The sequence below is a fragment of the Pseudoalteromonas sp. SK18 genome, from assembly GCF_001974855.1.
Lineage (GTDB): Bacteria > Pseudomonadota > Gammaproteobacteria > Enterobacterales > Alteromonadaceae > Pseudoalteromonas.
The window spans coordinates 20,420-31,424 of the sequence record NZ_MTQB01000012.1 but is presented as its reverse complement, the minus strand read 5'-3'; the positions used below and the strand labels follow the sequence as shown (position 1 = coordinate 31,424).

General features: G+C 40.7%; 13 protein-coding genes. 6 read left to right on the top strand and 7 right to left on the bottom strand.

Features of this window, described 5'->3' with window-relative positions; genetic code table 11:
* Window positions 1-91 precede the first annotated feature (91 nt).
* On the bottom strand, window positions 92-709 hold the full coding sequence (gene lexA / locus BW139_RS10435; protein WP_008114166.1) for a transcriptional repressor LexA: 618 nt from the start codon (window positions 707-709) through the stop codon (window positions 92-94).
* Between the two features lie 188 nt (window positions 710-897).
* On the opposite strand from lexA, the gene BW139_RS10430 reads away from it, so the two are divergent.
* A complete protein-coding gene (locus tag BW139_RS10430) occupies window positions 898-1,341 on the top strand; it encodes a PaaI family thioesterase (protein ID WP_008114168.1) in 444 nt (147 codons plus the stop codon).
* 1 nt (window position 1,342) lies between these two features.
* Here the strand turns inward: BW139_RS10430 and BW139_RS10425 are convergent, their stop codons facing one another.
* Complete coding sequence (locus tag BW139_RS10425) at window positions 1,343-1,723, bottom strand: hypothetical protein (protein ID WP_008114170.1); 381 nt, start codon at window positions 1,721-1,723, stop codon at window positions 1,343-1,345.
* 198 nt (window positions 1,724-1,921) lie between these two features.
* Here BW139_RS10425 and BW139_RS10420 point away from each other — a divergent pair, with 198 nt between their 5' ends.
* Both BW139_RS10420 and BW139_RS10415 read left to right on the top strand, forming a co-directional pair.
* The gene (locus BW139_RS10420; RefSeq protein ID WP_076919598.1) at window positions 1,922-2,632 is read left to right on the top strand and encodes a hypothetical protein; all 711 of its coding nucleotides are present in this window, start codon (window positions 1,922-1,924) and stop codon (window positions 2,630-2,632) included.
* A 91-nt stretch (window positions 2,633-2,723) separates the two neighbouring features.
* The gene (locus BW139_RS10415; RefSeq protein WP_008465604.1) at window positions 2,724-3,377 is read left to right on the top strand and encodes an endonuclease; all 654 of its coding nucleotides are present in this window, start codon (window positions 2,724-2,726) and stop codon (window positions 3,375-3,377) included.
* A gap of 8 nt (window positions 3,378-3,385) precedes the next feature.
* Here BW139_RS10415 and hmpA read toward each other — a convergent pair whose 3' ends face one another.
* Together hmpA and BW139_RS10405 are read right to left on the bottom strand one after the other, a co-directional pair.
* Complete coding sequence (hmpA, locus tag BW139_RS10410) at window positions 3,386-4,567, bottom strand: NO-inducible flavohemoprotein (protein WP_076919597.1); 1,182 nt, start codon at window positions 4,565-4,567, stop codon at window positions 3,386-3,388.
* Window positions 4,568-4,587: 20 nt separating this feature from the next.
* Entirely contained in the window at window positions 4,588-5,820 is a 1,233-nt protein-coding gene (locus tag BW139_RS10405) for an NnrS family protein (protein ID WP_076919596.1), read from the bottom strand.
* 428 nt (window positions 5,821-6,248) lie between these two features.
* On the opposite strand from BW139_RS10405, the gene norR reads away from it, so the two are divergent.
* Window positions 6,249-7,814, top strand: coding sequence for a nitric oxide reductase transcriptional regulator NorR (gene norR, locus BW139_RS10395; RefSeq protein WP_076919643.1), 1,566 nt, complete (start codon window positions 6,249-6,251; stop codon window positions 7,812-7,814).
* 5 nt (window positions 7,815-7,819) lie between these two features.
* On the opposite strand, the gene BW139_RS10390 is transcribed toward norR, so the two are convergent.
* Window positions 7,820-8,716: a LysR family transcriptional regulator gene (locus BW139_RS10390; protein WP_076919595.1), complete on the bottom strand. Its 897-nt coding sequence runs from the start codon at window positions 8,714-8,716 to the stop codon at window positions 7,820-7,822.
* 117 nt (window positions 8,717-8,833) lie between these two features.
* Here BW139_RS10390 and BW139_RS10385 point away from each other — a divergent pair, with 117 nt between their 5' ends.
* Window positions 8,834-9,400: an NADPH-dependent FMN reductase gene (locus BW139_RS10385; RefSeq protein WP_076919594.1), complete on the top strand. Its 567-nt coding sequence runs from the start codon at window positions 8,834-8,836 to the stop codon at window positions 9,398-9,400.
* A 3-nt stretch (window positions 9,401-9,403) separates the two neighbouring features.
* Here BW139_RS10385 and BW139_RS10380 read toward each other — a convergent pair whose 3' ends face one another.
* Complete coding sequence (locus BW139_RS10380; protein WP_010392360.1) at window positions 9,404-9,847, bottom strand: TerB family tellurite resistance protein; 444 nt, start codon at window positions 9,845-9,847, stop codon at window positions 9,404-9,406.
* A 95-nt stretch (window positions 9,848-9,942) separates the two neighbouring features.
* Here BW139_RS10380 and BW139_RS10375 point away from each other — a divergent pair, with 95 nt between their 5' ends.
* Window positions 9,943-10,323, top strand: a complete 381-nt coding sequence (locus BW139_RS10375) for a hypothetical protein (RefSeq protein ID WP_076919593.1) — start codon at window positions 9,943-9,945, stop codon at window positions 10,321-10,323.
* A 65-nt stretch (window positions 10,324-10,388) separates the two neighbouring features.
* Here the strand turns inward: BW139_RS10375 and BW139_RS10370 are convergent, their stop codons facing one another.
* Window positions 10,389-10,985, bottom strand: coding sequence for a hypothetical protein (locus tag BW139_RS10370; protein ID WP_076919592.1), 597 nt, complete (start codon window positions 10,983-10,985; stop codon window positions 10,389-10,391).
* Window positions 10,986-11,005: the final 20 nt, after the last annotated feature.

Here is an 11,005-nt window from a genome sequence, read left to right as displayed (position 1 = left end):
AACAAAAGCAATTAACAAGCAATACCATAAAAAAATAATACAAGTAAAATCAGCGCCTAATTAATATTAAGCGCTAAGTTATGCTTAACTATCACATCCAGTCAGCGTTACGAATAACACCTACCGCTAAGCCTTCAATATTGAAAGATTCATTTTCCAAGTCGACTTCAATGGCCGAAAACTCGTCATTTTCAGCATGCAGTAATACTTTTCTGCCGGCTTTTTCTAGGCGTTTAACCGTAACATCATCATCCACTCGAGCAACAATAACCTGACCATTTTCAGCCACTTGAGTTTTATGTACAGCGAGTAAGTCGCCATCCATAATACCAATATCTTTCATACTCATGCCGTTAACACGCAGTAAAAAATCGGCCGCAGGTTTAAACATTAAAGGGTCAATTTTACAGTGGCTTTCAACATGCTGTTGCGCCAATATTGGCTCACCCGCAGCAACCCGACCAATTAAAGGCAAGCCTAATTGCTCTGGCTCTTCTTCTTCAACAAGCTGAATGCCGCGACTCGCACCCGGCTTCATTTTAATTACACCTTTTTTAGCCAGTGCTTTTAAGTGTTCTTCTGCAGCATTTGCACTTTTAAAACCCAGTGTTTGTGCAATTTCGGCACGTGTAGGAGGCATACCAGTGTCTTTAATAAACACTTTGATAAGTTCGAGTATTTGCGCTTGGCGTTTTGTTAATGGTCGCATACAACTGGTTTTCCATACAGTACAATTAACTGTGAGTATATACAGTTATTTAAAAATCGCAAATATAAATTAATACCTTATAAGTCATGATAACTAAACAATAAGATGCTTTAAAACCGCAATAATAAATGTAATTATTAGCAGCGCATTATCATATTAATTCTCAATTACTTATCCAAGGAGCTAGCATGAGTATTTGGCACCAACCAATTACATTAGAGTTTTGTAAGCAATTAGACCAAGGGATCACTGGCCAAGGCACGCTTATGAAGACCATGGGAATTGAAATCAGTGAAATTGGTGATGACTACTTAGTCGCCACTATGCCAGCCATACCTGAGCACCATAATCCAATGGGTATAGTGCATGGTGGTGCCAATGTCGTGCTTGCTGAAACAGTAGCAAGTTATGCCGCTAACTTTGTGGTTGATTTCAGTCGATTTTATTGTGTTGGGCAAGAGATCAGCGCAAGCCACTTAAAAGCGTCACGCAACGGCACATTAACCGCTACCGCAAGGGCTTATCATATAGGTAAACGCAGCTCGGTTTGGGATATTAAAATAACCAATAGCCGCAATGAGCTTTGCTGCGTATCAAGAATGACCGCAGCCGTAGTCGAGCGAAAAGGTTAAATTACTTTTCCAGAGGGTAAATAGTAACTTCTATGCCTGCGCCAATTGCAGATATGCGTAACAAGGTATCTGCATGCAAGGCCTGATTGAAACATTTTGGCGACGTACCCGACTCAAACCCCATATCAAACGTTCTGCGAGAACAGCTTAACCATTGCTTTAATGCATTGCGTGAACACGACTCGATTAACTCACACAAGTGATTAATTGCTTTATCGGGTGTGGTTATTTCACCAGCCACCTCAATGCGTGCCAGTTGGCGGTATTCGTCTTTATCATAATGTAAAATGGTTGCGACCTTTTTTAAATCAGCAACTAATACGCTAATATCTTGCTTTGACTCAAGCTCTAGATCTACATTTAAAAATTGAATTTCCGACATACAGTTGTGTTACCCCACTTAAATTTCACCGCAAACTTTAACCTAATTTTGCATTTATACCAAATCAACAGCTTATAATTTATTTAATTCCTTTATTAAGCTGCAAGTATTAAAGTAACGGTTAATACAGCTATTAACCTAATGATAGCTAGCTCCATTAGGTACCTTGCACAAAAAATAATAATAATGAGAAAGCGAATGAACAAACGCATTTTTAAAACAGCCCGTAAGCTGCATAAATGGCTAGGCTACTTTTTAGTAATACAAATTTTTGCATGGCTGCTTGGCGGTTTATTTATGAGCGCCATGCCACTTGAAAAAGTACACGGTAAACACCTTGCAAACCGCCAACTAGAAAACCCTTTCAGCCAAGCCGATTACACAGCCTCACTTGATAAAATTATTGCAAATACACCACAACCCCAACAAATTAATTATAGTCATTTTTTAAATATCCCAGTAATTACGGTAACTACAGCAAGTAAAATCTATAGTTTTAATGGTGTAACCGGCAACCCACTCCCACCACCAAGCAAGGCACAAATCATCGCTAATGCCCAGGCTCACCTTTTAATTAAAGCAAACGTTATAAGCACAAAAAAGCTGGCAACCAGTTTTAGAGAAGCCGGGTTTAAAGAAAATATTTGGCAGGTTAATTTTAACGATATGCTTAGCACCAGCTTATATTTTAATGCTGATAACGGCGAGTTCATTACAGTTCGCAGTAATATTTGGCGAGTGTTTGACTTCTTTTGGATGCTACATATTATGGATTACGATGAGCGCGAGGATTTTAACAACCCGTTACTTATTAGTTTTGCTGCCAGCAGTGTGTTTTTTAGCTTTACTGGTTTTATTTTATTACTGCAAAACATCCGATTCAGAACAAGAAAACGTCAGCTATCCTGAGTTTTTAAGTGGATTCGGTTTAAAACTGATTTACCATTTAGGTTATTCACTCTAAAATCGCGGCTCCTGTAGTTCACTAAAGTGATAGGATATGCCGCATTTTATTTTTGCGTTATTGCTTTGCGTTGTCAGCTTTAATCTAAATGCTGAGCAATTTACTCGTTTTTCCAGTGCTAAAAAACACTTAATTAAAACCTTACCAACGGATGCAAAAAGTATCTATTGTGGTTGCGACATAAAACGTAAAGGCAAAAAGTTAGTACCCGATGCAACCCATTGTGGTTATGTGCCACGCAACACATTTACCCGCTCAGGTAACGTGAATCAACGCGCTCTACGAATAGAATGGGAACATATTGTACCCGCTTGGGAGTTTGGTCATCAGTTACAATGCTGGCAAAATGGTGGACGCAAAAATTGCCGTAAAGTAAGTGCAAAGTTTCGCATGATGGAAGCTGATATTAACAATTTAGCTCCCGCAATCGGTGAAATTAACGCTGATCGTTCAAACTATCGCTTTGGCATGTTAGCCCAAAATGCTAATCAATATGGTCGCTGTGAGGTGAAGGTTAATTTTAAACAACGCGTTATTGAACCGCCGGTTTATGCACGTAAACGTATTGCCGATGCATATGCTTACATGCAAAAAACTTATGGTTTAAAAATATCAAATAAACAACAAAAGCTGTTTAATGCGTGGCAACAACAAGCTTATGCCGCAAACACCGACAGTAAAAAGCTGTAAACTTATGTTTATAATGCTTGGTGTGGTCCAAATATTTCGTAATGAATATTCGAGCTCTGTACACCTAAATCAATTAGTTGGCCTTTTACATAAGCCATGAACGAAGCTGGTCCACACAAATAAAATACACCCTCGCTAATAGGCAGTGATGCCTCAAGCACAGATAAATCCATAAGCCCTGTGTAATCACATCCCTCACCACCTTGATTAAACCAGGTTGAGGTTTTTAGTTGTGGATACATAGCCGTTTGCTGAGCTAGGTAATCTTTAAATGAATACTCAAGGCTATTTTCACACGCGTGTAAGTAACTAATCGCTTGATTAGTATTGCCACTCAATAGCGTTTGCAGCATAGCCATCATTGGGGTTTGGCCAACACCTGCAGAAATAAGCACAACGGGGCTTGCTGCATCTTTCAAAAAGAAATCACCCGCCGGAGGGTATAGCTCTACTCGTGCGCCCTGCTCTAGTGAGTGTAAATAATTAGACACCACGCCAGGCTGTGGTTGGCACTCTTTTTTAACGCTAATACGATAGTTTTTAGTATTGCTCTTTTGCGAAATAGAATACTGGCGGATCTCTTCATATTCAGTCCCCTCAGGCTTAACTTTAATGCCAATGTATTGTCCTGGCTTGTGGGAAATAACGGCTTTGCCGTCTATAGGCGTGAGGATAAAGCTGGTTACAAATTCAGACTCAACATGTTTATGGGTAATTTCAAACTTCCTTGTGCCCACCCAGCCACCGTGGTTATTTTTACTGTGTGCATACAACGCTGCTTCTTCGGTAATACAAATATCAGCCAGTAGGTTATAAGCTTCTCGCCATGCGTATTCAACATCAGCTGTAAACTGATCAGGAATAAGCTCTTTAAGTGTGCCGATCAAATGCGCCCCTACAATAGGGTAATGTTCGGGTAAAATATTCAAGCTGGTATGCTTATGGTTAATTCTTGCTAATGCCTCTTTTAACACTTCTAAATTATCAATATTTTGCGCATACGCAGCCAAGGCATTAAATAATGCAAATTGCTGACGACCCGTTTCTTGGTTAGTCATATTAAAAATATGTTTAAGTTCCGGGTTATGGCTAAACATGCGCTTATAAAAATGATCGGTGACGGCTGTGCCCGCTTCTGCAAGTAATGGAGCTGTACTTTTTACAATCTCAATAGTTTTTTCAGATAACATTTTGGTTTCCTATGGGTGAACTAACCACGACGCCCATCAACACGACGCCGCGTTAATATAGGAGTGCAGTGAATTAAAAATAATAAAAAGGCCAGTAACCAAAGCACAGCACTGATCTGCCAAGCTAGGTGTGGCCCAATAAAAGACGGGAGAAAAGCACGAATAATTGCGGCACTAAACACCAATGCAAATGCAAGGTTCATAAAACGCGGAATAGTAAGTGAGCGACCGGTATGCCCCAGTGATACTCGTGTCATCATGGCTAAAATCATCATGCCGATACCACCAATAGTGATAAAATGCAGTGCGTCTTTAAACAGTATTGCACTGCTATAAAAACTGATTGCCACTAACATTAAACCTATACCTAAGGCTAAATAGGCAAAGTGTAACGACCATAATAATGGGACTTTTAGCACTTGCTTATTCCACCAGCAAACACTGCGCACTAAATGCAAAAACGCTGCACTCATCACAACTAGTGCCGGGTTAATTACAGTAAAAAATAATTTGCTAATAAAAAATAATGCTATCGCCAATACCGATAAGTATAAAATAGCTTTATCTATGTTTAGTGTGCGTACCTGCTTAGATAAGCCCAGCCCTTTGGCGGTAAAAAAAGGTAATACACGCCCAGCCACAACTCCCACCAACAAGCTTATAACCAGTACTGCGGTATCAACCATCGCCAGCGCTAGCTGCATTTGGTTTTTTAGCAGCAATATTAAGTACAGCATATTGAGCGTACATAAAAATGAAAGAATAAATAAAAACAAGTAGTTGCGTTTACTGCTCACCTTTATCAGCATGTTGGCTAACACTATGATTACCGAGAGCCACCAAACAACTTGTAAAATCAGTACCGCATAAACATTAAACTGGGCAATGCTAGGTATCACTACAAAAAAACTAAGCCGTGCACTAAGCCACACTAAGCTAAGCCACATCAATGGTTTACCATTAATACTTGCAACACCGGTCCATGTTTGTGCTGCAGTAAGTAAAAAGCCAGCCACAACCACGCTCGCAAAACCAAATAACATTTCATGTGCATGCCACAAATTAGCAGGCATAACTAAATGCCACTGTACATCGCCACTTAAAATAAGTAACCAATAACCCACAGACAAACACGCTAGTGAGCCACCCGCTAAAAAAAAGGGTCTAAATGCCAACATCCATAATGACCATTGTGATACTTGATGAAATGCGACCTGCGCTGGCATAGGTTCGGCTAAATTTATGGGCTTCATTAGCGCACCTCCTGCCCCAGCCCATGCTGCGCCACACAGCGCAGTACGTAACTCACTTTGACAATAGCCGCGAGGACAATCGTGCTAATGTGTGCAAAAATTTGTACCGGTATCGAAAAATAGCCTGCATAGGGATAACTTATTAACAGCGTAATCAACACCCCAAATACGCTAATACATAGCACCTTATTTGCATAAGATAGCAAACGGTAATACAGAGAATTAGACTCCACTGAATAATTAACCTGCTCTAAGAAAGTACTGCCCATAACAACCCCAATAACTGCTTTCGTTATTTTGTCATTACACAGACCATGCCAATTAAATAAACACTTTAAATTCAATGCATTATTTAATTTCACTTTACAAAAAGAGTCTTTATGACCTACTATAAAACCTGTAAAAATACACTAACAGGTCATTTTGACATGAACCAACAACTCAATCTGACTCAAGTTGCCTTGGAGCTTGCACAAAGCACCTTACATGCGCACAGTTTTGAGCAGCTCTTAGCCACAGTTGAACGTGTTATTCCAAGTGATGCTAGCGCCTTGTTAATTCGCCAAGGCGAGCAATTAAAGCCTTTAGCGATTAAAGGTTTAATGCCTGATAGCTTAGGCAGGCGCTTTAACATTGCAGAGCATCCTCGTCTTGATGCTATTTGTAATCACCGCTTGGCACTGCAATTTGCACATGACTGCCCGCTCCCAGACCCATATGACGGCTTACTACTAGCTAAAACCGGTGATATTCCAGTGCATGCCTGCTTAGGGTTACCGCTTTATGATAAAGATTCGCTGCTTGGTATTTTGACCTTTGATAGCCTAAACGCTGATGCGTTTGACGGCATTACCGCTGATACACTCAACACCTTACAAACCTTGTGCAGTGCGCACTTTAAAACAGCCCTAGAGCTTGCCCATTACAAACAACATGCCCAGCACTCAAGTGAATTAGTACAAGAGTTAAACCGTGAGGCGCTCAAGCGTGATGGTGGTGAAATTATTGGCCAAAGCCCAGTAATACAAACCCTTAAAAACGAAATAAAGCTGGTTGCAGCCTCTAATTTTAGTGTATTAATTTTAGGTGATACTGGGGTCGGCAAAGAGTTGGTAGCGCGTAATATTCACTTGCATTCAGCACGCAAAGATCAGCCATTGATCCATTTAAATTGTGCATCACTGCCTGAAAACCTCGCCGAAAGTGAATTTTTTGGCCATGCAAAAGGCGCCTTTACGGGGGCGCAAAATGCTCGCCAAGGTAAGTTTCAATTAGCCGATGGCGGTACCTTATTTTTGGATGAAATAGGCGAGCTACCACTGGCAATGCAAAGTAAATTATTACGGGTACTGCAAAGTGGCGAAGTACAAACCGTTGGTGAAGATGAACTTAAATATGTTGATGTTAGAGTGATTGCAGCCACTAACCGTGACTTAAAACACGAAGTTGAACAGGGACGATTTCGCGCCGACTTATACCATCGCCTAAGTGTGTACCCGCTGAGCGTGGCGCCGTTAAAAGCCCGTGATGAAGATGTTATTTTATTAGCCGGTTATTTTTTGGAAAAAACAGCTCGAAAGCTTGCCATTAAACAGTTAAAACTCAGCATTGAAACGCAATTACTGCTAAAAAAATATGACTGGCCAGGCAATGTAAGAGAGCTGGAACATGTTATTAATCGCGCCGCATTAAAAGCTAAACAGTATCAATGGCAACAACCAATTATTACTATTGAGCCAAAGCATTGTGAGCTAAATTTAAGCGCTATTAATACTTTTGCACTGGAACACTCAAACCAGCTTGCAACCACACCTTTAACAAACAACATTTCGTTAAAACAAGCCACCGATACTTACACTCAGCAGCTTATTATACAGCAACTTAAACAACATAATTATAACTGGGCAAGCACAGCGCGTAGTTTACAGGTCGACCGCGCTAACTTAACACGGCTAGCCAAGCGCTTGGGTATTTCTATAAAAAAATCGTTGTAGCTTTTTTAACTTAATTTACGCTGCTTAAAATAGGTTTTTAATAACTGACTAAACGCTTGCACTTTCGCAGTACGATGCACTAAATGATGCGTCACTAACCATAAGTCAGTAGGCCAACTAAGTTCGTTAGGTAATACAGGCACTAAATCAGAGTATTGCGCTGCAACATCATGTTGTAATCCGCCAATCCCTAGCCCCTTAACGATGGCGCGAGTAGCCTCTGAGGTTTCTGATACTCTAAGTTTAACTTGCGACGAGGGAATATTTTCATCAACCCACGAAAAATATGGTACTTTGCCATTATACCCAGCCACACCCGAGACAAAATTATGCACCGAGAGTTGTGCTAACGTTTGTGGCAAGCCATAACGACTAATGTAATGTTTTGAGGCATAAAATCCTGACGAGAGTGCCGCCAAGTGCTGCGCAATATAATCACCTTCATCCGGTCTAGGGCCTGCTCTTACAGCGATATGTGCTTGGCCATGGTCTAAACGCAAACGCTTTTGATCCATAATCACTTGTAATTGCACTTGCGGATGCAAGGTTTGAAACTGCTCGCATACCTCACTTAATACATCAATAAAGCCACTCACAGTGGTAAGTAACAAACTACCTTGTAAGGTGCTATCTGCAGCAATTATATCGTTATGTAAGCGCTCTAGCTCACCATTAATTGCTTGTGCTGTGGTAAATAACTTAGCGCCAATCTCTGTGACTTTGTAGCCACGAGCATGGCGATGGAATAATCGCGCATTTAAGCTTTTCTCTAAGTTATTTATTCGCCTGAGCACTGTACTGTGATGAACATCTAGCGCTTCGGCTGCTGCAGTTAAAGTGCCTAAACGCGCCACTTCATAAGCAACCTTAAGATCTTGCCAATCATCAAATTGAATTGCCATGGTAACCACTTTTCAAGTTGTGCATATACGCACATAAGTTTTGCGTTTATTTGGCTTTTCTGCAAGTAATTATTTGTTAAAGTCACTGCTATACACAATCAACATTAGGATCAGCTCATGACTACACCAAAAATTATTGCCCTAGCAGGTAGCTTACGTAAAGACAGCTTCCATCAAAAACTTATTAATGAAGCTGCACGTTTTGCACTAGAAAGTGGCGCTGAAGTGGAAGTGATTAAACTTGCAGACTTAGCCATACCAATGTTTGATGAAGATTTAGAAGCACAAGGCACACCAGCCGGCGTACAACAATTAAAGGACAAACTGCGCACAGCCGATGGTATTTTACTGGCCAGCCCAGAATATAATGGTTCTATTACCGCGGTGTTAAAAAATGCCATTGATTGGGCATCTCGCACCGAACAAGGCGCAGAGCCTGCATTTGCAAATAAAGTAACCGCGTTATATGCAGCATCACCGGGTGGACTTGGCGGCTTACGTGGCTTAAATCACGTGCGTGATATTTTATCTGGCATTGGCAGTTTAGTATTAGCCAATCAATTAGCTGTACCGGCTATTCATACTTTGTTAGACGAAAACGGCCGTATTAACGACCCTGCTACCGCTGAAAAAGTAGCTGGCCTTACGCAGCAGTTGGTTAGCGTAGCAAGTAAACTAAAATAAACATTACAACTTTGTTGCTGCAAGCTTTGCAGCAATAAAGTCTTCATGGGTAACGTACAATAGGTTTGCAACACGACGAATAACGTATTCTTCTTGTGGATCAAGTTCACCATCTGAGTATGCTAATCGCCAGAGTAGTTCAACTATTTCAATGCGCTGCTGTGCACTACATTGATTATTAATTTGCTTTGAAAATTGAAAATAATCAATGGCGTCATCTAAGCTCGAACTTGCTTGTTCGGTTAACTCATCTACTGCTTCATCAGTTAAATCAAAATACTTTTTTAATGTCAGACTTAGCGTTTGTTGTTCATCTGCCTGTAAATCGTTATCCGCTCGCATTACCTCAATTAATAACGCGGCAACCGCTGTTTTTAAATCATGTTGTTCAATATCATAATCTTGCTGATCAATACTCGAAAAAAGCTGTTTAATTTGTTTGAACATCACATTTCCCCTTTTTGGGTGTTAGACTTATATCATAACGGGTGTAATTGACATGCTGATCACACTACCCAATATCAAGATGGAGTTAAAGGTTTATGAGCAGAAAAGCCAATCATTACATACATGGAATTATTAGCTGGGGTTTATTAACAGGGTGTTTGAGTGTGTCGGCAGAGCAAGCTGAAATACAGCGACTCTATGACTTTGATGAAAAGGTGCATTACAAACAAACGCAAATAGACACTAACAACTATCACCTAGAAATACAGTCTGATGACTACCCGCACTTTAAAAACCAAAGTGTTTTTTTATTGCGCCACGCTAACCGCTTATGTCGCGATAATCCTTTTATGTTAAAAGTAACCGAAGGCGTGCAAGAGTATGAACGTTTTCCAACTAAGCCACGCGCTTATCAGCCACCACTGAGTGTATTTGTGCAGTGTGAAATACCCGCAGAAAAAACCTCAAAAAAATAACTCCTCGTTACTTTTCAGTAAACCACTGAGTATTAACACTGCCAGTGGTTTTACTGAAGCCGAGTTTAGTTAACGCTATACCCCCACGGCGCAGCCGGTGGTGTGATAGGTTTAGTTAAATCAAAATCCACACGGAATTCGCGACCTTGGCGAATAAGTCGATAAGTGAACTGTTCAGGGTAAATATACATTTGCCATGTATTGCCTACCGATTGCGGTATGCCTTGGCTAACAAATAACTCTTTTGAATACTGATCAGCAGGGAATGATTGCATATTAGTAAAACCCGCATCCAAAGTATGACCGCCATACATAGTAGACACATCATCACTGCCATCTTTATGGCGATGATCGTGCTTTAGACTCAACCCACTGCCCGTTTTAGTAATGATCCACGTACGTGAGGCGTCATCACCCACATGAAACGGCACTTGTAGCTCACGTTCATTACACTTACGCACATGCATAACTAACTTTTTATCGGCAAATGAACTCGGTCCTGTGGCATTATCAACCGTTACTTTACCTTCAAAAGCTTTACCACAATGGGCAGCAATATTATCAAAAAAGCCATCATGGCTTGGAATTGATACTAAAGGCGCTGGGCGTGCTATTGCAGCGGTTGATGCAAGCATTAGTGCTGCAGCTGTTAATAATTTCATAATGTATCCCTAAACATGTA